Annotated in this window: 24 protein-coding genes and 3 pseudogenes; 11 read left to right on the plus strand and 16 right to left on the minus strand. The window is 62.9% G+C overall.

All coding sequences use genetic code 11. The features are described 5' to 3' along the window. Window positions 1-53: 53 nt before the first annotated feature. The 5 genes and pseudogenes from JVH1_RS35855 to JVH1_RS35875 all read left to right on the plus strand — a co-directional run bounded on the left by JVH1_RS35855 (window position 54) and on the right by JVH1_RS35875 (window position 2830). Window positions 54-461 carry a hypothetical protein gene (locus JVH1_RS35855; protein ID WP_009472885.1) on the plus strand — a complete coding sequence of 136 codons (408 nt, stop codon included), beginning with the start codon at window positions 54-56 and terminating at the stop codon, window positions 459-461. Further along, window positions 458-1342: an alpha/beta fold hydrolase gene (locus JVH1_RS35860; protein ID WP_009472884.1), complete on the plus strand. Its 885-nt coding sequence runs from the start codon at window positions 458-460 to the stop codon at window positions 1340-1342. The genes JVH1_RS35855 and JVH1_RS35860 overlap by 4 nt, the downstream gene beginning before the upstream one ends. Before the next feature lie 194 nt (window positions 1343-1536). After that, entirely contained in the window at window positions 1537-1983 is a 447-nt protein-coding gene (locus JVH1_RS35865; RefSeq protein ID WP_043777565.1) for a PaaI family thioesterase, read from the plus strand. A gap of 109 nt (window positions 1984-2092) precedes the next feature. Further along, window positions 2093-2260, plus strand: a pseudogene (locus JVH1_RS35870) (helix-turn-helix domain-containing protein); the annotation flags it as partial. 87 nt (window positions 2261-2347) lie between these two features. Continuing rightward, on the plus strand, window positions 2348-2830 hold the full coding sequence (locus JVH1_RS35875; RefSeq protein ID WP_237726996.1) for an IclR family transcriptional regulator: 483 nt from the start codon (window positions 2348-2350) through the stop codon (window positions 2828-2830). Between the two features lie 889 nt (window positions 2831-3719). On the opposite strand, the gene JVH1_RS35880 is transcribed toward JVH1_RS35875, so the two are convergent. From JVH1_RS35880 to JVH1_RS35890, 3 genes and pseudogenes are all read right to left on the minus strand, one after another. Continuing rightward, window positions 3720-4661, minus strand: coding sequence for an LLM class F420-dependent oxidoreductase (locus JVH1_RS35880; RefSeq protein ID WP_029538471.1), 942 nt, complete (start codon window positions 4659-4661; stop codon window positions 3720-3722). 252 nt (window positions 4662-4913) lie between these two features. Continuing rightward, window positions 4914-6290, minus strand: a complete 1377-nt coding sequence (locus JVH1_RS35885; RefSeq protein WP_237735077.1) for an adenylosuccinate lyase family protein — start codon at window positions 6288-6290, stop codon at window positions 4914-4916. Between the two features lie 263 nt (window positions 6291-6553). Then, a pseudogene (locus tag JVH1_RS35890) lies at window positions 6554-6951 on the minus strand (DDE-type integrase/transposase/recombinase); the annotation flags it as partial. Window positions 6952-6996: 45 nt separating this feature from the next. Between JVH1_RS35890 and JVH1_RS35895 the strand changes: the two are divergent. Next, entirely contained in the window at window positions 6997-7326 is a 330-nt protein-coding gene (locus tag JVH1_RS35895) for a carboxymuconolactone decarboxylase family protein (RefSeq protein WP_009472874.1), read from the plus strand. A 61-nt stretch (window positions 7327-7387) separates the two neighbouring features. After that, window positions 7388-8179 (plus strand): enoyl-CoA hydratase, encoded by a 792-nt coding sequence (locus JVH1_RS35900; protein ID WP_009472873.1) that lies wholly within the window; start codon window positions 7388-7390, stop codon window positions 8177-8179. A gap of 358 nt (window positions 8180-8537) precedes the next feature. On the opposite strand, the gene JVH1_RS35905 is transcribed toward JVH1_RS35900, so the two are convergent. Continuing rightward, window positions 8538-9539: an IS481 family transposase gene (locus JVH1_RS35905; RefSeq protein ID WP_371113104.1), complete on the minus strand. Its 1002-nt coding sequence runs from the start codon at window positions 9537-9539 to the stop codon at window positions 8538-8540. Window positions 9540-10005: 466 nt separating this feature from the next. On the opposite strand from JVH1_RS35905, the gene JVH1_RS35910 reads away from it, so the two are divergent. Beyond that, window positions 10006-10218 carry a hypothetical protein gene (locus JVH1_RS35910; protein WP_157173910.1) on the plus strand — a complete coding sequence of 71 codons (213 nt, stop codon included), beginning with the start codon at window positions 10006-10008 and terminating at the stop codon, window positions 10216-10218. Window positions 10219-10228: 10 nt separating this feature from the next. Here the strand turns inward: JVH1_RS35910 and JVH1_RS35915 are convergent, their stop codons facing one another. From JVH1_RS35915 to JVH1_RS35935, 5 genes are all read right to left on the minus strand, one after another. Next, window positions 10229-11665, minus strand: coding sequence for an aldehyde dehydrogenase family protein (locus JVH1_RS35915; protein WP_009472870.1), 1437 nt, complete (start codon window positions 11663-11665; stop codon window positions 10229-10231). A gap of 278 nt (window positions 11666-11943) precedes the next feature. Then, a complete protein-coding gene (locus JVH1_RS35920; RefSeq protein WP_029538478.1) occupies window positions 11944-12447 on the minus strand; it encodes a MaoC family dehydratase in 504 nt (167 codons plus the stop codon). 30 nt (window positions 12448-12477) lie between these two features. Then, window positions 12478-13455 carry a CoA ester lyase gene (locus JVH1_RS35925; protein ID WP_009472867.1) on the minus strand — a complete coding sequence of 326 codons (978 nt, stop codon included), beginning with the start codon at window positions 13453-13455 and terminating at the stop codon, window positions 12478-12480. A gap of 7 nt (window positions 13456-13462) precedes the next feature. Beyond that, complete coding sequence (locus JVH1_RS35930) at window positions 13463-14674, minus strand: CaiB/BaiF CoA-transferase family protein (RefSeq protein ID WP_009472866.1); 1212 nt, start codon at window positions 14672-14674, stop codon at window positions 13463-13465. Then, window positions 14671-15861 (minus strand): acyl-CoA dehydrogenase family protein, encoded by a 1191-nt coding sequence (locus JVH1_RS35935; protein WP_009472865.1) that lies wholly within the window; start codon window positions 15859-15861, stop codon window positions 14671-14673. Before JVH1_RS35935 ends, JVH1_RS35930 begins: the two co-directional genes overlap by 4 nt. 368 nt (window positions 15862-16229) lie before the next feature. On the opposite strand from JVH1_RS35935, the gene JVH1_RS35940 reads away from it, so the two are divergent. Then, window positions 16230-16970 (plus strand): GntR family transcriptional regulator, encoded by a 741-nt coding sequence (locus JVH1_RS35940; protein ID WP_009472864.1) that lies wholly within the window; start codon window positions 16230-16232, stop codon window positions 16968-16970. Window positions 16971-17041: 71 nt separating this feature from the next. Here the strand turns inward: JVH1_RS35940 and JVH1_RS35945 are convergent, their stop codons facing one another. Continuing rightward, a complete protein-coding gene (locus tag JVH1_RS35945) occupies window positions 17042-18343 on the minus strand; it encodes an MFS transporter (protein ID WP_043777544.1) in 1302 nt (433 codons plus the stop codon). Window positions 18344-18790: 447 nt separating this feature from the next. On the opposite strand from JVH1_RS35945, the gene JVH1_RS35950 reads away from it, so the two are divergent. Continuing rightward, window positions 18791-20014 (plus strand): MmgE/PrpD family protein, encoded by a 1224-nt coding sequence (locus JVH1_RS35950; RefSeq protein ID WP_009472862.1) that lies wholly within the window; start codon window positions 18791-18793, stop codon window positions 20012-20014. Between the two features lie 16 nt (window positions 20015-20030). On the opposite strand, the gene JVH1_RS35955 is transcribed toward JVH1_RS35950, so the two are convergent. The 4 genes from JVH1_RS35955 to JVH1_RS35970 form a co-directional block, all read right to left on the minus strand. Continuing rightward, window positions 20031-20669, minus strand: coding sequence for an HD domain-containing protein (locus JVH1_RS35955; protein WP_009472861.1), 639 nt, complete (start codon window positions 20667-20669; stop codon window positions 20031-20033). A gap of 133 nt (window positions 20670-20802) precedes the next feature. Then, window positions 20803-21762, minus strand: coding sequence for a GlxA family transcriptional regulator (locus JVH1_RS35960; protein ID WP_009472860.1), 960 nt, complete (start codon window positions 21760-21762; stop codon window positions 20803-20805). 141 nt (window positions 21763-21903) lie between these two features. After that, a complete protein-coding gene (locus JVH1_RS35965) occupies window positions 21904-22404 on the minus strand; it encodes a helicase associated domain-containing protein (protein ID WP_009472859.1) in 501 nt (166 codons plus the stop codon). Window positions 22405-22555: 151 nt separating this feature from the next. After that, a complete protein-coding gene (locus JVH1_RS35970) occupies window positions 22556-22966 on the minus strand; it encodes a hypothetical protein (RefSeq protein ID WP_009472858.1) in 411 nt (136 codons plus the stop codon). A gap of 196 nt (window positions 22967-23162) precedes the next feature. Here JVH1_RS35970 and JVH1_RS35975 point away from each other — a divergent pair. Then, window positions 23163-23318 (plus strand): annotated as a pseudogene (locus JVH1_RS35975) (FAD-dependent oxidoreductase); the annotation flags it as partial. Window positions 23319-23378: 60 nt separating this feature from the next. Here the strand turns inward: JVH1_RS35975 and JVH1_RS35980 are convergent. Both JVH1_RS35980 and JVH1_RS35985 read right to left on the minus strand, forming a co-directional pair. Beyond that, a complete protein-coding gene (locus tag JVH1_RS35980; protein WP_009472856.1) occupies window positions 23379-24011 on the minus strand; it encodes a VOC family protein in 633 nt (210 codons plus the stop codon). A gap of 75 nt (window positions 24012-24086) precedes the next feature. Further along, the gene (locus JVH1_RS35985; RefSeq protein WP_009472855.1) at window positions 24087-24845 is read right to left on the minus strand and encodes an SDR family oxidoreductase; all 759 of its coding nucleotides are present in this window, start codon (window positions 24843-24845) and stop codon (window positions 24087-24089) included. Between the last annotated feature and the right edge of the window lie 177 nt (window positions 24846-25022).

Below are 25022 nucleotides of genomic sequence, written 5' to 3' on the forward strand. Positions count from 1 at the left end.
CCGCCCGCGTGTGATCGCAGGTCGAATAGCGACTTACTGGAAAGGGAAAGGCCATGCCATTTGTGGACACGGAGAGGTTCACAGAGGCGCTCAACTTGGATCCCGAATTCAAGATTGCGGCGCGCTTCTGGAACGCCATCGTCCGGTTGGAGATCGGCGATGAAACCTACGTGCTGGTGATTCGTGACGGTCGACTCGACTCCATGACACCGCCCGAGGGCAACAACCTCATGACGGTTGCGCGGAACTACGACATCGAGATCTCGGCGCCGATCGAAGAATGGAGCAAGTTCTTCCAGCGGGTGCCTCGCCCGTTCTATCAGGACCTCTTCTCGGCGGTCACCCGGCACAACTTCCGCTATGGGGGAGACATGAAGATGTTCTTCGCCTACTACGCCGCGCTCAGACGAGTGTTCGATTTCATGCGTTCGTACACCAACGTTGCCGAGGAGGCGAAATGACCACGACGAAGTTCGACAAGGCGGTCGGACGGTACGTCCATCTCACGATCGACGACGTCGAGTACCGGGTCTACTACGAGGAGAGCGGGTCCGGAATCCCGCTACTTCTCCAGCACACCGCCGGCTGTGACGGCCGCCAGTATCGTCATCTCCTCGAGGACGAGGAGATCACCTCGCACTTCCGCGTGATCACGTGGGATCTGCCGTATCACGGGCGGTCGCTGCCGCCGCTCTCGGTGCGATGGTGGGAGCAGGAGTACAACCTGACCCAGGACTTCTTCATGAAGTTCGTCGTTGCCCTGGCCGAGGCCCTCGACTGCGAGGACGCGGTGTACATGGGCAGTTCGATGGGCGGCAACCTCGCCCCCGATCTGGCACTGCACTACCCCGGCGTCTTCCGTGCCGTGATCGCGCTGGAGGCGGCGCTGCATTCGCCCGGCTTCTACCTCGACTACTGGTTCCACCCCGAGATCAGCAACGACTCCAAGCCCGCGGCGATGTACGCGCTCACCTCGCCGACGGCGCCCGAGGTCGGCCGCAGGGAAACGACCTGGGTCTACAGCCAAGGATCCCCTCCGGTCTTCAAGGGTGATCTCCACTACTACAGCGTCGAGCACGATCTTCGGGAAACGGCACAGAACATCGATACGTCGAAGACCGCCGTGTACATCCTCAACGGCGAATACGACTTCGCGACGGGACCGGAGGAGGCCGCGGAACTCGGCGCGCAGATCGAGGGTGCGAAGGTCGTTCCGATGGCGGGACTCGGACACTTCCCGATGAGCGAGGACGCAGCCCAGTTCTTCCGGTGCATCAAGCCGGTGCTGTGGGAAATCCGTGACTCGGCTGTGCCGTCGAAGGTGCTCTCGGCTACCCCGTAACCCCCTGACGGGTTGCGCGGCCGGCAGTGCTCGTGGTGGTCACGAGGCACGAGGCCCGCGCAACCTCGCGGGCCGCCGACGAGCGAGTTCCTCCAACCTCGCCGTCGGCGGCTCCGCGCCGCCCATCAGATCGCGACCCGACTCGATGGGTATGAAAGATCGAAGCCAGGATGGAAGTAGAAGTAGAGGTGGGCGTGAGCGAAGTCGAATGGGACGAGGTGCACGACGGTGGGTTCATCGGGCTGATCGGTCCACTGCTGCTGCGTCGCGGAGATGGCGGTGCACGGGAATACGGACTGCGGTGCGAACCCAAACATCGAAACCTTCGAGGAGTCGTGCAGGGCGGCCTGATCATGGCCTTCGCCGACCGAGCCCTCGGTTCGACCGCCCTCGCGGAAACCGGCACGCAGAACATGGCGACCGTGCAACTGAATGTCAGTTTCCTCGGTATCGTCCGGGTCGGTGACCTCTTGACGAGCTCACCCCGTATCGTGCGGCGCACGGCATCGATCGTCTTCGCGGACTCCGACCTGCGGGTGAACGATTCGGTGGTGGCAACGGCGACGGGCGTCTTCAAGATCCTCGCGGACAGTTCGCCGCCTGTCGGCGTCGGCGCGGCCGCCGAGATTCGCCTCCGGTGAACCGGTAGCGGACATCGAGACTGGACATTTCGACATACTGTGCCGATAATCGGCACAGTACGAAATGTTGCACCGCGGCGGAGCGGCGGTCGAGGGAGAGGAACAGTAGGTGCAAGGCATCGAACGAGGTTTGCGCGTACTCGAAGCTGTGGCGGAGAGCCAGCCGGTCGGAGTAGGCGAACTGTCACGCACCCTTCAGTTGCCGAAATCGACCGTGCAGCGGACTCTTCAGGCGCTCGCATCCGCCGGCTGGATCCGCAGCGATGGGAGCGAGTACACGCGATGGAAGCTCACCTCGCGGGCGCTCGCCGTGGGCAGGCGCGGCTGGGACAAGGGAGACTTGCGAACGGTCGCGCTCGAACCGATGCGTGAGCTGCGGGATCTGACGAACGAGACCATCACGCTCCAGGTCCGTGATGGTGCGGAACGGGTGGTTCAGATCGAACGCATGGATTCCCATCAGGCGGTTCGCACCTTCATCAAGGTCGGCAGCACATGGCAGCTACCTCACACGTCGGGGGGAATGGCGATCATGGCGTGCCTGCCGGACGATGAGGTCGACAGAATTCTTTCCAGTCCCATCCAGCAACTGACTCCGCAGACCGACACCGATCCCGAATCTATCCGAAAGAAGATCGAGGAGATCCGCCGCGTCGGATATGCGGTGAACGTCAATCAGAACCGGATGGGAGTATGTGCCGTCGGGGCAGCTGTGCTGGGGGAGGGGGGATGCCCGGTAGGTGGCATCGGCATCTCGATGCCGGAGACCCGTTTCGACGAGAATCGTGTGCCCTGGTGGGGGAAGCAGGTCTCCGACACTGCAGCGAACGTGAGTTCATTGCTCTGATCCGTCGAGCGCTGCGTCACCGGATTCCACACCTTGCTTGCTTTTTGGCGGCGACCACAACGACAGACTGATGCCCCGGTAGCCGATCGAACCAGCCGCGGATTGCTGGGTCGACTGTCAGCTCGCCAACATCGTGCGCCAAAGGGCAGCCGCGAAAGCTTCCCGTCGAAGGCGGGCGGTAACGAAATCGGAGCGGGGGTTCGTCGTCCCCAAGACGCTTCCGGATCGGACAGCTGCATCGTTACCACAATCGGTGGAAGCGACGCCTGGGCAACCGGTGCGCAGGGGCGCGGTGACAATCGAAAAGCCACATTCTCGTGGCTGCATCAATCACGCGCCGTATCGTCTGTGCCGGCGCGATCGCCGGATTCTCCGCTCTCGCCCTGATCGCGAACCCGGCAATCGGTTCGGCCGCTGTCACGGGCTCGTCGACCCTCGATCGAGTTGCGAGCGGGCACCTACGCGGTGATCACGCAATGATCCCGGCGACCATACAGCCGGAAAGTCTCGAGTAGCAGGAAGGCCAGCGTGACGATGATGATCGCGACTCCGATCAAGTACGGCATCACGAGTCCTTTTGGCTCCCGGGTTTGCGTCCTGTGCCTGTTTCCCAACGGCACCTTCTGTGGCGTCCTTGGCCTCGTTGTAGGCAGTAACCGATAGCTGAACCACGCCAGTCCGATGAAACCGAATGACCATGATGGCCAATGGGCGGAGGTGGCCATGGGTCGGCGAAGGCGATTGCGGCCTTCGCGGTGGCCGACGGGATCCGCGGCGTTTCCGGTGGCCCTTGTGGTCGCGATCAGGGGACCGGTATGCACGCTGCCTCGTGCCGATATCTCCCTATTGTGATTCCGAAGAACCCGACATCTTATCGGCTACCGTATGTTCAGCGTTTGTTTACACGGTGGAAGATCTCGAGTGCCGTGTCCAGCATTTTTCTGCTCTCGGTGAACCAAGGATCTTGAAGGTTCAGATCGATGATCAGCTCGTCGACGCCCACTTTCGACGCAGCGACGACGTCCTCGACAATCTGGTCGAGCGTGCCGACGAAAGGTGTGCGTTCGGCCCCCGCGAGCTCGGAGGTGAGAGTTATATTTGCACAGACGATGTGCTCGAGGTGTTCGGCGGAGCGACCTAGTTCGACGGCCCGCTCGCGGATCTTGTTCCAGGTGGATTCGATCTCCTGGAAACCTTTTGAGCCGAAGGGAATAGACAGCCATCCATCGGCTCGAGAAGCGATTCGTTCGATGGTCCGGGGGGTACCTCCGCCCCCGATGAGAACAGGCACTCGTGACGCCGGCTTTGGGGCCACGATAGCGTTGTTGACGATCGTTCGTCGTCCTTGGTAGCTCACTGGGTCCGGTCCCCATGCTGCCGCGAGGACATCGAGCGTCTCGTCGAGGTAGCGCCCTCGAAACTTGGGATCCGCTCCTGCGGCGCGCATTTCGTCTTTCGACCATCCGGCACCGAATCCCGCGACGAATCGGCCTTCACTGATCTGATCGATTGTTGCTATTGTTTTCGCCAGTTGGAAAGGAATATGTTGCGCGGCTATCAGCACGCTCGTCCCAAGACGCACGTGACTCGTTACCATCGCGGCAGCGGCAAGTACGCTGAGTGGATCTGCGGTTTGCCGATAATAGGATGGCCAATCGCCACCGGGCGGATCAGAGTATGGATAGGGTTCCTCGGGCGTTAGTGGATAGAGGCTTCGCTCATAGACCCAGAGGCTCTCAAATCCGTTATTTTCCGCAGTCTGAGCCACCTCGGTGACGTCTAGACGAAGGTTCACCTTGTCGCGTTGTGGTATCCGAAGTCCAAGTTTCAATTCTTGTTCCTTACGATTCGTCAGCCCAGCGCTTGCGTTCGGCCTTGTTTCGACTGCATATTGTGTGGTGTGCGCGACAAGGTAGTCACGACCGCCGGTGGGTTTCCCGCGCTCGTGCCCTCGTTGAACCGAATAGGGCACGAGTGTGCGCTCGAAATCAACTTCTCTGGAACGCCGTACAAGTTGAGTGGATCGTTCCTGTCGCTGGCCTGCTCGCCGTAAGATTGAACAGGTGTCGGATCCGTACGGTTGCTATGAGCTGATGGAGGGTCGGTCCTCCGCCTCAGCGGTGAGCGCGCGACTGACGCGGTCTGCCACCTCGGGCGCGAAACCTAGGTATTGCGCTGGATCAAGAGCTTTCATTATCTGATCCTGCGACAGGTGGGAGGCTACTCGTTCATCGGCTGTCGCAACCTCGGAGAAGTTCAGGTTTTGAAGGTCGGCGGATCGGGTCAACTCGACAAGAAGGTGATGGGCATGATCACGTCCAATTGATGAATCAAGAATCATCATCAGCGATTCGGCGTTGACCTGGCCCCCGGTGATTCCGACATTTCTTCGCATACACTCGGCATTTACTTGCAAACCTTCCAGCAGATGGTTCAGATCGGCTGCCATCGCGCCAGATCCAACCATCAACTCAGGGACAGTCAGCCACTCGACAGCCCATGCCCCCATGTCTCGTTCGTGCTGGTGAGCGCCATTTCGGAGTAGCCCAGCGGATAGGCTTTGCGCAATTCGTGCTTTGGCTACGATGCCTTCGGAAAGGTGCGGATTTCGCTTTTGCGGCATCGTCGATGATCCGATGTGACCCGGCTGGAGTGGCTCGACCAGTTCCCCAAATTCTGTGGATTGCAGGCGAATCACCTCTGCCGCGATCCTCTCGGATACACCAGCGAGGAGGGCCATCAAGGAACCTAGCTCGGCTATGCGGTCTCGAGTCGCGTGCCAGGGTGCCACCGGTTCCGTGAGGCCGAGCCGCGACGCCACACCCGCCTTCACCTCGAAGGCACGGTCACCGTACCCCGCCATGCTTCCGGCGGCACCGAAGATCTGAACTGTGAGAATTCGAGCGCGCGATTCTGCTATGCGTGTTTGCAACCGCTGCAGCTCATCTACCCAGGTAGCGGCCTTCAGGCCGAATGAGATCGGAACGGCGTGTTGTCCATGCGTTCGACCAACTTGAGTAGTGTTGCGATGTTTCAGAGCGAGCGACGCGGCTGCCTTCGTGGCTGCAGCTACGTCGCGCTCAATACCCTGCAGTGATTGACGCAGTTGAAGGGCTTGACCGGAATCCATAATGTCTTGAGAAGTTGCACCATAGTGCACGAACTGTCCAAACTCTGTGCCAACCAACTTCTCCAGCGCGTTAACCATCGGAACGATTGGATGTTGCGTTGCGTTGACGTGTTGGCGCAGCTTATTGATATCGAAAAGATCGCTCTGGCAGTGCGCTGAAATACGCTGCGCAGCTTCGGCCGGGATGATTCCGAGTTCAGCCTGAGTTTGTGCTAGAGCGCGCTCTACATCCAGCCACCCCTGCAGTCGCTGCGGTCCGTCGAAAATCGCACGTTGTTCGGCGTTGCCGAAAAAGTCACGTAGCAGGTCATCGTCAAGTCCCACGCCCATGGTTCCGCCTTCGTGTCGGTTTGTGCGCAGGAGATCCGCGCCGCAGCTCTGTCTATTGGCATGCTGTTCCGCTAGTCGGCACGCCGTGTGTTGATAGTCCAACACCGAGTCTGCATTGTCAATTCCCGTTTTCAGTATGTCGGAGATAGCGTCGCTGGTCGGGCCACAATGGCCGATCTGATGTTGTCCACGGTTGAGCTATCTGGCTGCTGCTCCCACGGTGCCCCAGGTCTATGTCGAGCATTGAACCAGCGAACTCACTCGGCCGCCTCCCGCTCCGCCTCGGCCCGTCCGGTCCATACCCATTCCCAGCGGATGGGCTCGGTCATGTAGAGCCCTATGGCCGACTCCATCATGGCATTATCGAGGGCGTCGGCGACGCTGCCGATCGAGCCCGTGATTCCGGATTCGACCAACGCCTCGGTGAACGCGAGCGACCTGTACAGGCTGCCCGCATCCGCGTGATGCACCAAACCTGTTAGAGTGAAACGGAAATCAGTCCTCCGTCGCGTGAACAGCGCTTGCTCGAGGACGCCGCTGACCAACGGCGTGGCCTCGTAGTCATCACCCGCCAACCCAGAATTCGGCGGGAGAAGACATCGACGCAGAATGCGGTTTAGACGAACTCGGCCAATGTCCACACGAAGGTGACGTTGGCGACCGTTGTCTCGAAACGCTCTTCGAGCCATTATCTGAAGGAAACTTGATGACTGTGATGACGCACAACCATCGCACGGCGCCGCTCGGTGACCGAGCCAGCTCTATGGGGCAGGCGCTGGCCGCCTTCAATGCCTCGGTCTTCACCGGACCCGGTGAGATCCCCCGAAAATACCGAGAACTCATGGCCGTGGCGGTCGCACTGACCACGCAGTGCGAAGGATGCATCAAGGTGCACACCAATGATGCCGTCGCCTGCGGTGCAAGCGATGAAGAGTTGGCGGAGGCGACCTATATCGCAGCCAGTCTCAGAGCCGGAGGTGCTGTCGTGTACGGCCTGAAGTCCCTCGCGTCCGCCGAGCGTATCCGCAACAGCTAGGCCGAGTGCCATCAGCGCCCAGCGGCTGCATTGTCCTGCTGCTGGTTTAGAAAGGGAGACGATGACCGACTCGAGAATTGGCTCGGCTTCAATCGGCATCAGCGCCGACGGACCCATTGGTTGGATCACTCTGACGGATCCTGATCGTCGTAATCCCCTGTCGGTGAACGTGATGCGAGGGATTCGGGACGCTCTCGGTGCGTTGGGAGGCGATAACTCGATCCGAGTGATCGTGCTCCAGGCGAGCGGGGCGGCATTTTCCGCCGGCCACGATCTCAATGAACTCGTTGGGTGCTCTCTCGATGACGGACGCGCGGTCTTCGCTGCTTGCATCGAGATGATGCAGGCGATACATCGCGTTCCTCAACCGGTCATAGCCTCGGTGCAGGGTGTGGCACTCGCCGCGGGTTGTCAACTCGTCGCTGCCTGTGACCTGGCGGTGGCGTCCTCGACGGCTCGATTCGGCACTCCGGGGGTCAAGATCGGCTTGTTCTGCTCGACACCGATGGTCGCACTCTCCCGTGCGATCGGCAGAAAGCGGGTCCTACAGATGCTCCTTACCGGTGAGATGATCGATGCGGTCACGGCAGAGACCTGGGGTCTGATCAACCTCGTCGCCGAACCCCAAACCCTGACCGAGGTAACGCGATCGTTGGCCGAAACGGTCGCGGGGGCGAGCGCACTGACCCTGGCTACCGGGAAAGAAGCCTTCTACCGGCAAATCGAATTGTCCGAGGACGAAGCGTACCGGCAGATGCAAGAGACGATGGCTGTGAATGCCACCACTTACGATGCGCAGGAGGGGATTACCGCCTTCCTCGCCAAACGTCCCCCTGTCTGGCAACACCGCTGACTGCCCGTCTCGGCACGACCCCTTCAACAGCCGGGCGAAGCGTGGTTCGCCTGCGGGTAGGTTCGTCATTCGGAAGATGCCGGCATCCGTCCGTCCGATTTGGTGGCGACAAGCGGGCGGCATGCGGAGTGGATCGGAGTGGGCAACCCAGGACAACACCCGATCGCGCCATACCTGCGGAAATCACGGTGGGCTCGCGGGGTGTGCCCCGCGATTCCGGACGGGACGGCCGTGACGATCGCGCGGTGTTCACTGCGATCGTGTAGGTACGAGGTAAGTCAGTCGCGATCGGGAGGATTGACAGGGCTACGGGGTTCCCGGTCGCGGTCCGTGGCTTCTACATGCCAGCGGATCGCTACTACTTGTATGAGGCCATAACGTTGGTGACACCGGCGTGGAGCTTGCTCGCGGGTGGCCGGTTTCCGGCGGCAGTGTGAGGTCGATGGTAGTTGTAGTGCACGTTCCACACTTCGAGAGCTTGTGAGCGCTGCTGCTCGCTGGTCCAGGTTCGGGCGTAGAGGAACTCCTCGGACAGGATCCGGTTGTAGCGCTCGACCTTGCCATTGTGCCGTGGGGTGTATGGGTTGATCCGCTGGTGGCGCGCGCCGTGCAGGACCTTGGCGAAGTCTTTCGCGCGGTAGCATGAGCCGTTGTCGGTGACGATCCGATTGATGTGGCCGATGCCGTGTGCAGCGAAGAACACCCGGGCTCGATGCATGAATCCGATTGCTGTGGAGGCTTTCTCATCGGTCAAAGCCTCGGTGTAGGCAAGGCGGGAGAACCCGTCGACGGCGGAGTGCAGGTATACGTATCCGGCGCGGGCTCCGGCAGCCTTGGCGGGTTCGACGGCCTTCGCCTGGTCAGAGCCCTTGCCGTGGGCACGCCAGCCACCGCCTTCCGGTATCCGCCCGACGTTCTTCACGTCCACGTGCACCATGTGCCCCGGCCAGCGGGCGACGATTCGCCTTGGTTCACGGTTGCTCTCACCGGTGGGGTCGAGGAACTTGCGCCGGTTCAGTCCGAGGAGGGCCAGGTGTCGGCTGACGGTGCGCACGGATATCGCGGTGCCATCACTGCTCAGTTCGTGGGCGATGCGGCGGGCCGACCATTTCTTGTCGCGGCGCAGCTTCTCGATCCGTGCCACCACCGAGGTGGGGGTGGCGGTCGGTTGGTGGTGGGGCACGCTCGGGCGATCCAGCAGTCCCAGTTCCCCGAACTCGCGGAAGCGGGTTACCCATTTGCTGGCGCAGGCGCGGGAGATGCCCATCTCGGCGGCGACGTGGGCGATGGGACGGGTCTGGCAACGTTCGACGAGTCGGCGGCGGCCTTCGACGGACAGCGGCGCGTTACGGTGGAGCACGGACGGGTTCTTCCTGTCGGCGGATGCGTTGGTGGTACTTCTCATCCTGCCGTCGGAAGGCCCGTCCCTTCGCTCAGCCTATGCTCCGCCGGGCGTCTACAACGTCATGACCCGCAACAACTACTTGGGAAATTTCTTCCACAATGCCTCAGCGATGGAGAACGCCCCCCGTGCTGAGCTGTGCTCTGTACCGGGGCGTTGTCGCGGTGTGTGACGCGCCCGCCTACTGTCCAGGCGAACAATGAGATCGCCGTATTCCGGGCGATCGTCGAGGAACTTCGAACATACGGGCAGACCGGTCGCACCTTTCATCGGTTGTCGCGGGCGAGGTCGAGCGCCTGTCGCACGAATAGGGCAGCGAATGCACGGTTTTCGGATCTTTCCACGACTCTCGTGTGCGAGTAGGACGTCACGACGTCCTCGGGCTGGGCCCGATATTGCCTTGGATCCTGAGCGGTTCAGTGAGGTGTCGCAGATCGAAATACCCCAGAATGCCGACCGGCTCTCCTCGAACCCGGAGTTCGAAGCGATGCCGATCGGCATTGTGGACGACTCGGGCCTCCTCGGGTTTGGTGCATTGCGCACTCCCGTCGACGCCCCAGCTACTGCGCCGCTTATGGGTGCTGCGATCTATCCCGTTGATTGTCTCGTCGGCGTACTTAGTCATCGAGAGACGTGATCTGCGGACCTCATAACCGTGCGGTAATCGTCTTGAGCTGGCAGTAGTGCTTGAGCGCCTCGAAGCCCTTCTCCCGGCCGAAACCGCTCAACTTGTAGCCACCGAACGGGGTTTCGACACCACCGGCGAAATACTGGTTGATGAAGACCTGCCCCGCCTCGATGGCGCCGGCCACGCGATGAGCCCGGCCGTGGTCTCTGGTCCAGACCCCCGCGACGAGTCCGTAGTCGCTGTCGTTGGCGATCTCGACCGCCTCCTCATCGGAATCGAATCGGAGCACCGTCAGCACCGGGCCGAAGATCTCCTCGCGCGCCACGCGCATCGTGTTGTCGACGTCGACGAAGATGGTCGGCTCGATGAACAACCCACGGCCCAGCCGCCCGGTATCGGCGACGTGTCCACCGGTCGCGACACGCGCACCCTCGCTGGGCCCGAGTTCAAGATACGAGCGGACCTTGTCGAACTGCCCTCGCGTGGCCAGGGATCCGATATCCGGGTCCTCGATGCCCGGCGCGATGACCGTGGTCTTCGCGTGCTGGACGAGCCGATCGACCAACTCGTCGTGCACCGAAGAATGCACCAGCAACCGGCTGCCGGCAGAACATACCTGCCCCGCCTTGGTGGTGAACGCGGTCCAGGCGCCTGTCGCGGCCGCGTCGAGATCGGCGTCGTCGAAGACGATGTTGGGGGACTTCCCGCCCAACTCGAGAGTCAGCGGAATCAGTCGTTGGGCGGCCGCCCGCATGATCGCCCGGCCGGTCTCCACCGAGCCGGTGAAGACGATCTTGCGGACCTTGTCGTGGCCGGTCAGCGCAGCTCCCGCATCAGCACCGAATCCGGGGACGACGTTGAGAACGCCCGCGGGCAGTCCCGCTTCGACGGCGAGACGGCTCATCTCCAGTGCCGACAGTGGCGTGTCCTCGGCGGGTTTGAGGACCACCACGTTGCCCATCGCCAATGCGGGTGCGATGGCCCGCGCGGCCTGGTTGATCGGCGCATTCCAGGGTGTGACCACGCCGATCACGCCGAACGGTTCGTTGCGGGTGTACGAGAGGTAGTCGGGTCCCAGCGGAATCGTCTCGCCGTGTACCTTGTCTGCCGCCCCGCCGTAGTACTCGAAGTATCGTGCGGCAGTCTCGATGTCCACGTTCGACTGCGACAACGTCTGACCGGTATCCAGTGTTTCGATTCGGGCCAGTTCGTCTGCGTGTTCACGCAGTGTGCGGGCGACCTCGAGGAGGATGCGACCGCGAGTGGCGGCCGGGGTGTCACGCCACGAGCGGAAGGCGCCCTGCGCTACGGCAACTGCTGCCTCGATATCCTCCGCGCCGCCGAGCGCGACTTCGGCGATGACGTCGCCTGTGGCGGGATCACGAGTGGAAAAGTACTGCCCACTCTTACTGCGCTCGTCATGTCCGCCGACGAACGTTTCGTAACGCTCTCGCATTGTGCTTCCTATTCCGAGTGGTGCACCCGGGTAACCGGCCGCACCGAGATCGTGCCGATATATGGCACAGTGTTTCTGTTGATAGCTTGGTTCGTTCGCGCGATCTCTGTCAAGGGCCGGGTGTCCTCCCACCAGCGGAGGAACACCCGGCCCGGATCGAAGATCGGAGGGACGAACTCGTCGATCCGCGGACCACGCAGCCGACCCGCAGATCCCATCCGGCTTCGGTGAGAACGGCTGTGGGCGTTGTAGGCGGGAACCCTCCCAGCCGGGGTCGACTACACGTGCGGCAGCGGGCGAGCGGGCTGTTCGCCGCCGCGTGCGTCGCCGTAGCTTCGCTTGGGTACGAGAACTTTGCGTCGGAAGATGCAGACGATCTGCCCGTCCTGCTTGTAGCCGCGGGTCTCGACGTACACGACGCCTCGGTCGTCCTTGGACTTCGAGGGCGTGACTTCCAGGACCTCGGTTTCGCCATAGATCGTGTCGCCGTGGAACGTCGGCTTGACGTGCCGCAACGATTCGATTTCGAGGTTGGCGATCGCTTTGCCGGACACATCCTGTACGGACATGCCGAGCAGAAGCGAGTAGACGTAGTTGCCCACGACCACGTTGCGCCCGAATTCTGTTGTCTCCTGAGCGAAGTGGGAGTTGATGTGCAACGGGTGGTGGTTCATCGTCAGCAGGCAGAACAGGTGATCGTCGTATTCGGTGACGGTCTTGCCTGGCCAATGCCTGTAGATTGCTCCGACTTCGAAATCCTCGAAGTACCGTCCGAACTGCATGTTCTGCTCTTTCTCCGTGGTCGTCACTGTTCACACACCGCTCTCTACGGTCTCGATCTCCGGCTTCCACACATCGAGTCGTTCCATGCCGGCCGCGCGGCCCTGGCCTGCGATGACCAACGCCATCTTGCGGGACGCCTCGTCGATCATTTCGTCGCCGAGCATCACGGCGCCCTTGCGGCCGCCCTGGTCGGAGGTGAACCACTCGTACGCGGCGAGGATGTTCTCGGCATGGTCGTAGTCGGCCTGGGCGGGACTGAAGGTGTCGTTGGCGGCGTCGATCTGGGCCGGATGCAGCACCCATTTCCCGTCGTAGCCGAGTGCGGCGGCCTGTCCGGCAACCCGGCGAAAGCCATCGACGTTACGGACCTGAACATAGGGTCCGTCGATTGCCTGCAGCCCGTTCGCTCGGGCGGCCATCAGGATCCGCATCAGCGGGTAGTGGAACGCGTCGCCGACCCCATAACCCGGCGGCTGCTCACCGATCACGAGCGACTTCATGTTGATGCTCGCCATGAAGTCGCCGGGGCCGAAGATGATCGTTTCGGTACGCGGCGACGCGGCCGCGATCTCGTCGACGTTGATCAATCCGGCGGCGTCCTCGATCTGCGCCTCGATTCCGATTCGGCCTACCTCGAAACCCATGGTCTTCTCGATCTGGGTCAGAGTGAAGTCGAGCCAGGCGATCTGGGCGGCCGACTGCACCTTCGGAAGCATGATGCAGTCAAGATTCTCACCGGCACCTTCGACGACCTCGACCACGTCACGATAGGTCCAGTGGGTGGTGAGATCGTTGACCCGCACCACGCGAATCTTCGATCCCCACCCGCCTTCGTTGAGTGCCGAGACGATGGTCTTGCGCGCACCAGGTTTCGCGAGTGGAGCACACGCGTCCTCGAGATCCAGGAAGACCTGGTCGGAATCGAGACCCTTCGCCTTCTCGATCATCTTCGGGTTCGAACCGGGAACCGCGAGGCAGGAACGCCGCGGTCGTTGTGTTCTGGACATGATCTCCCTATCTTGTTTCTTCGAGCTGGAAGGCAGCTGTTGCGTTGTCGAACTGGGCCAGCACTTCATCGGTATGTTCACCGAGTAGCGGTGCTCGCCGGACATGCGTCGAGGGCGCATCCGCGAACTTGATCGGAGAGTTGGCGATCGTCACCGGGTGGGGCACGCCGGGATGATCGACCTCGACCAACATGTTGCGGGCACGCACGTGGGGATCCGCATAGATGTCCTCGACGGTGTTGACCGGTGCCACCGGGACCTTGCCGCCGAGTGTTTCCACGATCTGGTCCTTGGTCCGGGTGGTTGTCCACGCGGTCACCGCAGACATGGTGAAGTCACGATTGACCAGTCGGCTGACGTTGTCCCTTGTGCGTTCGTCCGTAGCCAACTCGGGGCGCCCGATTACCGCGCAGAGTTGCTGCCAATGTTTGTTGCCCGGCGCGGCGATACTGACCCACCCGTCTGCGGCGGGCACGACATCGAAGGGGCAGAGCAGGGGATGGCTGTTTCCCTGCCGGGTCGGTACGTCGCCGGTGTAGGAGTGCTGGTAGACGGCGCGTTCGCACATGGCCAGCATGGCGTCGTACATCGACACGTCGACGAAGCCGCCGACTCCGTCGCGGCGTGCACGGTGCACGGCCGACAGCAGGCCGATCACCGCGAAGAGCGCCGGCACGGTGTCACCGAGACCGGGACCGGTCTTGATCGGGGGGCGGTCGGGCTCGCCGGTGATTTCCATCAAGCCGCTGACGGCCTGGACGGTGATGTCGTACGCCGGCCAGTCCCGCATCGGGCTGCTGCCGGTGCGTTCGTCACCGAATCCGCGGATCGCCGCATATACCAGGTGGGGATTCTTCTCCTGGAGTCGCTCGTAGGACAGCCCCAGCCGGTCCATGACCCCGTGGCGGAAGTTCTCCACGACGACATCGGCGTGCGCGACCAGTTCGAGCAGCGAGGCGCGCCCCTCCTCGGTGGTGAGGTCGAGAACGACACTGCGCTTGTTGCGATTGACGCTCTGGAAATACCCGCCGAATGCGCGTAGTTCGTCATCCGGTGCGAACGGTCCCTGCTCTCGGATGAAGTCACCATGAGGGGGTTCGATCTTGATCACGTCGGCGCCCAGATCTCCGAGGACCATAGTGGCGAAGGGCCCCGCGAGCATGGTCGTCAGGTCGATCACCACGACATCGTTCAGTGGCCCGGCGACCGGCGATGTCATCGTGTCTGCCTTCCGAGGATCGAATCCGAGATGATCTTCAGCTGGATTTCCGACGTGCCCTCGAAGATTTTGGTGAGCTTGGCATCCCGCCAGTACCGTTCGACGGCGAAATCCGTGGTGTATCCGGCACCGCCGTGAATCTGCAGGGCCTCACTGGTCACTCGTTCGGCCATCTCGGTGGCGAGGTACTTGACCATCGATGCCTCCACGGTGTTGCGCCGGCCGGCGTCGACCTCGGTGCACACCCGGTACATCAGCGATCGGGCCGCCTCCACCTCGGTGGCCATGTGCGCGATCTTGAATCGGATCGCCTGGTTCTCGCCGATCGGTCGGCCGAACTGGACGCGTTGCCGCGCATAGGCAACGGAGTCTTCGAGCGCTCCGCGTGCCACGCCGATGGCGCGGGCGGCGGTATGAATCCGGGCGGTCTCGAGATCGCCCATGGCGACCTTGAAGCCCTCGCCTTCGGGGCCGACCATGGAGTCACCAGCGGCGTAGGCGTTGTCGAAGGACAGCTCCCACGTCTTCCATCCGTGATATCCGATCTTCCGTACCGGCGTGCCCGTCACTCCCGGGGGCAGCTCACCCCGAGGCTTCGGCATGATGAAACAGCTGATACCGCGCGATCGGTGGTCGCGGTCAATGGGTGACGTACGGGCAAATACCTGAAGGTAGTCGGCTCCGTCGGCGAACGTGCACCACATCTTCTGGCCGCTGATCCGCCACCCGTCGGCTTCTCTGCGGGCCCGAGTCGACAGCGCTGCCACATCGGATCCTGCATCGGGCTCGGACAAGGCAAAGGCGCTGAGGAAATCGCCCGTAGCCATCCGCGGCAGGTACTCGCGGCGCTGTTCCTCGGTGAAACCTGCGGTGAATTGTTGTCCGCGAGCGATCAGGCTCGACACGCTCATCCACGCGCGGGCAAGTTCCTCGACGATCAGGGCGTATTCGAAGACCCCGAGGCCCAGCCCGCCGTATTCCTCGGGAATCAGAACACCGAAAAAGCCCAGCTCGGCCATCTTCTGGCGCAGTTCCATCGGAATCTCACCCTTGACCGGATCGAGTTCGTTCGCCACGGGCAATACTTCCTTGGCGGCGAACTCTCGCGCCATCGCCTGGATCGCGAGGCGCTCGTCGGTGAGATACCCGGCTCCTGACGAACCGACGTCGTCAACTACAGCAGTCATGAGGCTTCAACCCTTCATCCGTGCCTCTATTCGGCACAGTGTTCCGATATGAATCAGGATGCCCCACTGAAGCCGTATTGGTCAACCCTCCCTCCGGCGAGGGGAAGCGAGAACGCTGTCAGTGCAGGTGGAAGCCGTATTCAAGTGACGCCAGGTCCGGTCCGTGTTCTCCGATGTCGGCTAGGGCTCACGCGGGGAGCGGGTTGTCTGGTACGCAGTGACTCAAGGTTGTGTGCCGATAGATGGAATGTCGTGCCGAAATCGACTACCATGGTTCGCGGCCGATCCAGATGGATCGGCCTGCGAAGACAGCACGTCGCGGCGATGGATGATGCCGAAGGGCGACAGGAACGGATCGGTGTGGGCTCATGGGTGGCCGTGACAACGAACAAGCACCGGCACATCGGCGGATGTCCCACGCGCTGCGCGAGCAAATCGCTGCAGGCCACTTCCACGGTGGTCGCCAGCTTCCCACCGAACTCGAACTTGCCGAACAGTATGGATTGAGTCGGCAGACGGTGAGGCGAGCATTCTACGATCTCGTGGCGGATGGCCTGGTGTATCGCGTTCCGGGGAGGGGCACGTTCGTCTCCGAACTGGGGAGTAGGCGCCTCCGGCGGCTCGGACCGATTGAAGAACTGACCAATCTCCCCGCGGGTACCACCACGGAAATCGTTGCGCCTCTGCGACGTAGGGCCGATATCGAAGCTGCAAGCCGTTTACGCCTCGACAATGACTTCGTCTCCACGATCGCGTACGTACGCCGTTACGCGGGGATCGTGTTCGCGGTGACGACCGTCCATCTTCCGGATCTTCACGCGCAGCACCTGTGTGGCGGCGCGGGGACGGAACCGGGCGCGATCGGAGCGCACACGATCATCGGTCTTCTGGAACCCCACCTGGCGTCTCCCGTTGTCGAACTCGTGCAGTCGATCACCGTGGCGCCGGCGTCCGAGGAGACCGCCCATCACCTCGACTGCCCCGTCGGACATCCGCTGTTGCGCGCAGATCGCGTGTATCTCGATTCGGACAGTCGGGCAGTCGAGTTGGCGGTCGGCTACTACCTGCCCGAGCACTACACCTACCGAAACACCATTGGCAGAAGTTGAGGGGTTCTTCTCGGGCCGCCAGTGGCGGCCCGAGAAGGAGCGAATCCCGTGAACAGGGGGAGAAATGTCGATCAGGAATCTTCGCCCGAAATGTCGCTGCGGAACGTTTCCGGTACCGCTATGGCCCCCAGGAGCGTAATAATCGCGGTGGCCACGATGTACCACGGAAAATATTGGGAGTAACCGGCATTGGCTAGGCTAGTGGCTACAAGCGGGACCGTTCCGCCGAAGATTGCCACCGAGAGCGAGTAGGGAAAGCCTAGGCCGCTCACTCGTACGTGCGGTGGGAAGTTTTCGACCATCACAGCTGACGTGATCGATGTGCAAAGGCTCAACAGCAGTAGCCCGACGAGCTGAATGCATATCAGAACCGAAAAGTTCGAGCTTGTTATCGAGAGCAGGAAAGGCGTCACGATGACGGTGCCGACGCCGAATGCGTACATGCACGGCTTACGTCCATATCTGTCGGAGATCAACCCGGCCACCGGCTGTGCGAGTGTGTAGAGGATCAGCGTGATGATGCCGACCGTCATTGCGGTGGTGGCAGAGGCGCCGTTCTGGATCTGGAAGTACGTAGTCAGGTACGTCGCCCAAAAATATTGTCCAACACCCATTCCGGTGGCGATAGCAAACACGATCAGGGACTGTCTGGGGTAACGCTGCAGGGCATTGAGCGGGTTGCGGCTAACCGGTGCCGCGCCCTCGTCGGAGGCGGTGGTCTCGAGCGTTTCCTGCGTCCCGCGGCGAATGTACCAGGCCACGATCGCAGCCAGGGCGCCGACCGCGAAGGGGATTCGCCAACCGTAGTCCCGCATCGCATCTTCACCGATGAGTGCGACGAACAGCGTGATGAAGGCGAGACATGTCAACTTTCCTATACCCGAGGCGACGAACATGAAGCTCGAGTAGAAACCACGTCGGCCGGCGGGTGCGGATTCGACGATGAAGGCACCCGCCGTCGTGTATTCGCCTCCAGCGGACAATCCCTGCAGGATGCGTGCAACGGTGAGGATTATGGGCGCGGCGACACCGATCTGGCTGTACGTGGGGCAGATGGCGACAAGCAGGCTGCCGCCGGCCATGAGGCTGATGGTGAGGCTCAAGGCTCGCCGCCGGCCGTACCTATCTGCAAACAGTCCGATGAAAAGCCCTGCCAGCGGACGTGCGAGGAACCCGACGGCAAAGACGCCGAATGCGCTCAGGAGCGGCACCAGTCCCGACTCCGAAGAGGGGAAGAAGGAAGGTGCGAAGTAGACCGCGAGGTAGGAGTACGCGAGGAAATCGAAGAACTCGACCGAGTGTCCGACAGTGCCCGCGATCAGCTGTCGCCTCGGGTTCGAGATGGCCGCTTTATCGGATGTTTCTATCTTCATTGCGAAGCGTCTTTCTGTGAAGGCGTTGCTCGTGATTGTGGAGGGCAATGGCTGCCTGTGGCCCGATGGCGTTCCATTCGTGGGAGGGGCCTGACCCCGGACCCGTGACTCGACCATCGCATCGGGAAAATCTGCGATCGGTGCGAGCCCGTCACAGGGGCGTAGACAGTGAAGCCGATATCGGGTGTGCTGCATATCGGCACAGTGTGTCGGAAAATGAGTATCGTGCTTCGGATCACACTCTGTCAAGGGTGCCTCATCGCGTTCGCCCACGGTCGAAGTGTTCTGCGCTACAGGCCAGTAGGAATGAGTAAGTAGTGAACGTGCAGGCGGCATCAGGGAGACGTGGTGGCGACTCGTTGAACGCTGTGCCGACGAACGGTATGGTGTGCCACGAACTATGGAGCTGGGCGCACTGGGCGCACCGGTGGGGTGAAGGAGTGGGCTATGACGATTGCGCCGCACGAATCAACCGATGCCATCGCGCACGAACTCGCAGGGTGGGCCGTCGGTATCGAGCCAGGCGCCGGGGATCTCGATCTCGCTCGACGTGCTCTGGTCGACACCATTGCAGTAACCCTTGCCGCACTGGATGATCCGGCAGCTGCGTGGACGGATGGTCTGCCGGCTGCGCTGCGCTGGGCAGCGGTCGGGCACGTGCTCGATTTCGACGATCTGCACATACCCTCCACGACCCACATCAGTGTGGTGTGCGTTCCCGCCACGTTGGCGGCGGGCGGCGGTGGGCGGGAGTACCTGGCTGCGGCGGGGGTGATGGCACGTCTGGGTACCGCGCTCGGTTGGAACCACTACACACAGGGGTGGCACACCACCGCGACGGTCGGTGCCATCTCGGCTGCTGTCGCGGCGGGGCTGTCGTTCGGGCTCGATTCCGAGGGTATCGCTACTGCGATGGCGCACGCCGTCCCCGCCGCAGGTGGCGTCCGCCAGGCCTTCGGCACCGCAGGCAAGTCGATTCAGGTCGGATTCGCTGCCCAGGCTGGTGTGCGTGCGGCCGGACTCGCCGCTGCCGGCGCGACTGCCGACCCTCGTGCTGTCGGTGAATGGTTCCGGCTCGTCGGCGGGCGGCTGTCCCCGCACGTCGAAGGTCCCATCATTCCGGATGGTCTCGGGCTGAAGCTTCACCCATGTTGCTACGCGCTCCAGCGTCCAATCGCGGCGGTTCGGTCGCTTGGGTCGTTATCGATCGACGACATCGCCCGCATACGGGTGCACACTCCGAACAGCGCGGTCTTGCCGTTGATACACAACTTTCCGAGTTCGGGTCTGGAAGGTAAGTTCTCGCTGAACTACGGCATTGCGGCAGCCCTGCTGGACGGGTTCCCCGATATCGGGAGTTTCACCGACGCTGCTGTGCAGCGGCCGGAAGTGCGGAGCATTCTCGACCGCGTCAGTCTGGTCGCCGAGCCCGTGGGCGAGGGGGTGCTCGATGGAGACTGCACGGTAGTCGTCGAACTCCGCGACGGATCACAACTCGAGGCCGTGGTCGACCTGCCCGTGGGGCATCCGCGCCGACCTGCATCCGTCGCAGATTTCGAAGCCAAAGTTCGAGGGTGTGTCGGTGATGAACGGGCGGCCGAGATGGTGAACTTGGACTGGGTTTCGGCAGCGGCATTGTTGCGACGTCATCTGCCGGGCGGTGTCAACTGAAGAACCGGTACGGACATCATTCCGACCAAGCGGAATTCAGGATCACATCGACGAAGTCACCCCGGACGAAGCCGGGAACGAAGTGTGCCAGCACATCGGCCTTCACGTTGCCGAACGTGGTGTCCGGGCGGTCTTCGAGTCCGTCCGTGAAGGCAGCGAGGATCTCGTTCTTGAAGTCCGGCCGCGGGTGGGAGGCAACGACGGCGGCGCGTTCCTCGTCGGTGATCGCGTCGTAGCCGATACCGAGTACGTCGAGTTCGACGCCGCGGGTAAGCAGCGCGATCTCCGGTGCCATATGCAGTGGAATCTCGGGGGTGGTGTGGAGTGCGATGCTCGTCCACACCGTGTCTGCGTCGTCTTCGCCGATTCCGTGGGAGCGGAGGAAGGTGCGGGCCTCGTCGGCGCCGTCGATCTCGAATCGCTGATCCGCGCGGCGGTACTTCGCCGTGAGGCCGAGGTCGTGGAACATGGCCCCGACGTACAACAGCTCGGGATCGAACGCGAGTTTCTGATGTCGGGCTCGGAGTGAGCCGAACAGGAACACACGCCGGGAGTGGTGGTAGATCAACGGGTTCGCGGCCTCCCGCACCAGTTCCGTTGCCTCGTTGACCACGACGGTGTCGGGAATCTCGATGCCTGCGACGGTGTCGGTCATGCGTTTCTCGCTTCCGGAAGCTCTGGTCCGCGGGGTGCGGCTGATCTACTTCACAGTGACATTGTCAGGCGCGGCGGAAACCGCCGTTCCGGCCCACTTCCGCACAGATCGGGACATGTCCGGTCGGCTGCTCTCAGCGACGGGTGGAGTGGAATTGCTGCCGATACGCCCGCGGCGACACCCCGAGATGCTGGATGAAACTGCGTCGCAAGGTCTCCGGGCTGCCGAATCCGCTGTGCTGCGCCGTGGAAGTCACGGTGTGTCCTGCATCGAGCATGGCTTTGGCGGTGTCGAATCGGATCAGCTCTACGTACTTGGCCGGGGTGGTCCCCAGCTCGTCCTGGAACAGCCTGGTCAGATGCCGAGGACTGACGTTGGCGCGCGCGGCGAGCCGGGTGATGGAGTGGTCACCGGTGGGATCCGCGATTACGGCATCGACCACCTCGCGGAGCTGTCCGGTGCGTGGCCGCGGCCCGCGCAGGCTGGGGGAGAACTGGGACTGACCGCCCGGTCGCTGCAGGAACACCACGAGTGACTGGGCGACCGCTCGTGCCAGTTCGGTGCCGTGATCGCGTTCGACGAAAGCCAGGGCCAAGTCGATGCCGGCGGTGACACCTGCCGAGGAGAAGATGGTGCCGTCCTCGACGAAGATGGCGTCGGGTTCCACGGTGATCCGGGGATATCCGCGCGCGAGGGTATCGGCGTGCTGCCAGTGGGTGGTCGCGCGCCGACCGTCGAGGAGCCCGGCCGCCGCCAGGATGAACGCACCAGTGCAGATCGAGGCCATCCGGTCGGCGTTGCCGGCCAGCGTGGTGGCCGCACCGGCGAGTTCGGGGCTCACCGGCGTCGACGGAAAAAGGTCGCCACCCATCACCAGCGCGGTCGACAGACGACCTGTGTTTGCGGCATCGACATCGACGGAAATCCGCATCCCGGTGGACGCGGTCACGTCGACTGCCCCGACCGAGCACAACACCAACTCATACGTGGCGCCGAGTCGATTGGCCTCCGTGAAGACCTCGGATGGACCGGCGACGTCGAGCATCTTCACGCCGTCGAACACGAGCACACCGACACGGTGGGGCACATCCATGAGCTCATCTTCCTCGCATCATGTTCTCAATGGACCGCCGGCGCGGACCCGCCACCGACACGTTGGGGGGGGCTATCGAGTGTTGCCGGTGATACTCGAACATCTGTACAGCAAGACTATTCGGCCTACGGGCAGTCTGCCTCACATCACCTGTCCGACGAGGTGTGCTGATGTCCGGGGTCCTCGTGGTCGTGGACCGGGGGACACCCCGAGGACGGAGAGTGTGCGACGCTCTTTGTCCGGCAACGCGTCGGCCCTCCACTTCTTCACCGCCCGGTAGAGCCACTGGCCCACCTGTTCACCGTCTGCGGTGACATAGTTCGCGGGAACAAGTGCGTTGCCGTGCTCTTCGCGGTAGGCGGCGATGGCGGTGAGCATCCGTCTCCGCTTGGCGTCGGTACGTGACACGGCCGGAAGTGGGACGTCGTCATCGCTCCACAGAAACCCGATCGCGTCGAGTTGCTCGATGCGCTGGGGCGGCAGTGTGCCGAGCATGCGGGCAATGCGCTGGCGGTCCTGCCAACGTCCCAGTCGGAAACCGCATTCGGTGACGTAGTCGGCAGGGACCGGAGTTCGGGGGTGCTGGTGCTGAAAAGCGCGGTAGAGCTGCAGGGCTGAGGCTGCGGGCCTGTTATCTCGCATCGAGATCGCATCCTTGTGAAAGCCGTCTAACGTTATCCGGATAGTCATCACTTCAAGTATGTCAACGAGTTTGACGATCTGTCACGAAAGTAGGCTCGTGTCGCCCCAGGAATGCAATCTCTGTCGGGGAAGCGAGTGCCCGGATGTGGCACTAGTCGTGGATGTCGACGGCGATCCTCGCCGGTTCCGTGAGTGTCGTGACCTGGAACTGCGGGTAGTCGGTACCGAGGCCGACGAACCACTGGGTGCCCCTTTCGTAGTTCGGTGTGAGGTGTACCTCCACGACGCTGTGCGCCGAGGGCTCCGGCAACGGGTTCGGTCCGTTGTACGCAGCGATCCCGCTCTCGGCCGAGGAGTCCGTGTCGAAGAAATAGATCTGCAGGATCGATCGACCGTTGATTCGTGTCGCGGTCTCCTTGCCGCGTTGTGTTGCCTCGGCGACGTATTCGGCGCGCCAGGGCGGCGCGTAAGTGCCGCCGAAGTCGGGTCCGTCGGTGGGGGAGGATCCGGTCGTTGGGGCGGGGCACCTCCGCCCGACCGTGCGCCGGGGACCCTGCTCCACGGGATCGTTGTTCCCTCGACGGATCCCGTGTGCTCGCTGGTCGACTGGCAGCCCGCTGCCAGGGCGATGCATGCCATCATTGCCACGAGTGGGGTCCGTGTGCGCGTTTTGCCCCTCATGGTCTGGTATTCGCCCGCCGCCGACGAGGTGTGACTCGGGCGAAGCTACGAGCGAATACCTGGTTCGTGACGCACGCGGTAGCGGAACCCAGTACGGCACGGCACTGGCCGCGCCGGTCGGGCGCATCACTTCGGCAGGCGCGGAAACCTCCGACATCTGGAACGGCTACATGGACGGCGCAATCCGCTCCGGCCGCCGCGCCGCCGACGAGATCCTCGCCGAACCGTCCTGAGCTCCGAGATGGCCCTGCCTTGCGCGGGACACAGTACCGATGGCCGTCGCCCCCAACTTCTCAGGTGGGTAGCTCCGCCCCGGACTGTTCGGCGGCCATGTACTCGGCGTACCAATCGGGCCAGTTCGGGTCTTCTTCGCCGGTGCGCTCTTCGTGCCCGCCGTGGGCGGCCGCCGCGCGCCGGAGCGCCGTCGCGAGGTCGCGTGCAGAGCCGAACGAGGTGACGGCGGTGTCGATACGCCCGGGAAGCCTGGTGGTGACCTCCTGCAGCACCCAGGTGTTGCCGTCGGGGTCGCTGAACGACGCCAGCGAGAAGTAGCTGCGACGGTCCGGGTCCAGCCCGTCGCCCGGGCCGTCCGGGCCGAGGTGGAACAGGGTCACCTCGATGTCGGCGGCGACCAGCTGGTCACGGGCAGCCTCGATGTCGGAGACGATGAGGTATCCCTTGGCGGAACCGGGTGCGGCCGTGGTGAGGTCGGCGCCGAAGTGGATCGAGGCGTCAGCACCGGGCGGGGTGAACTGGACGACGCCGGAGCCCGGCGGTGTGACGTCTTGTCTCCAACCGAGCCTGGTGTAGAACTCGGTGGCCCGGTCGACGTCCGTGACAGGAATGACGACGACCTCCAGCTTCATGTCGACCGGCGCGACATGCGTGCGGGTCGAATCGTTGGTCTGAACTTCGTTTGTGCTCACGGGTTGCCTCTCTGGTTGTGTCGGGAATTGATCGGGGTGGGTCCTTCGAGCCACCCACGTTTCGTCGTGTGGTCATCACGAGACAAACTGCTGCCCACCGTCGATGTCGTATGTCGCGCCGGTGAGCGCGGTGTTGCTCATGATGTGGACGGCCAGTGCGGCGACGTCGGCGGGGCCGACGACCCGGCCGATCGGAAGCGTTGTCCGCAATTCGTTCCTTCGCTCGTCCAGTCGATCTCCGAGCAGCGATGCCGACAGTGGGGTGTCGACGAAGCCGGCGGCGATGAGGTTGACGCGAACCGGCGCGAGCTCGAGCGCGAGGGCCGCCGTGAACGGGGGCAGTGCCGCGGTGGCGGCGGAGGCGATCCCCAGTCCGTGACCGATGCGCCGGCCGCCGGTTCCGCCCATGAGTATCAGCGTGCCGCCGGGCCTCATCTTGCTCGCCGCGTTGCGCGCGACCTCGAGCCCCAGCACCACGTGACCGCTGAGCTGTTCGCGCACCTCATCGGAGTCCATCTCGAGCAGGGGCGCGTAGCGCGGGCCCCCGGCCGTGACCAACACATGGTCGATCGGTGTCGGCAGGTCGTGGAAGAACCTGGCCAAGGAGGCCGTGTCGTTGGCGTCGAAGGCCGCGGTGCGTCGCGTGCCGACCTCTGTCGCTGCTTGGGCGAGCCGGTCAGAATTGCGGCCGGTGAGGATGACCTCGGCGCCCTCGGCCCGGGCGCGGCGAGCTGTTTCGAGCCCGATGCCTGCGCTGCCGCCGATCACGACGACGGTTTGTCCGGCCAGTTCCGGTTCGCGCTGGATGGAGACTGGAGTGGTTTCGGTGGTCATAGTTTCTCCGTCGGTAGCGTCGGCTGCCGATGGCCGGGATGCTTGCGAGCACAGCTCCCACGCTTCCTCCTCGGACCTGCCGCAGCCGTCGGCAGGACTGATCGCGACCTCAGGGGACACCGTCGCGACAGCGGCCGCTGGTCGGCGTCCGTCTACGGAAATGCTTCTACAGTCGTC

It is taken from the genome of Rhodococcus sp. JVH1 (genome assembly GCF_000280725.2).
Taxonomy (GTDB): Bacteria; Actinomycetota; Actinomycetes; order Mycobacteriales; family Mycobacteriaceae; genus Rhodococcus_F; species Rhodococcus_F jostii_A.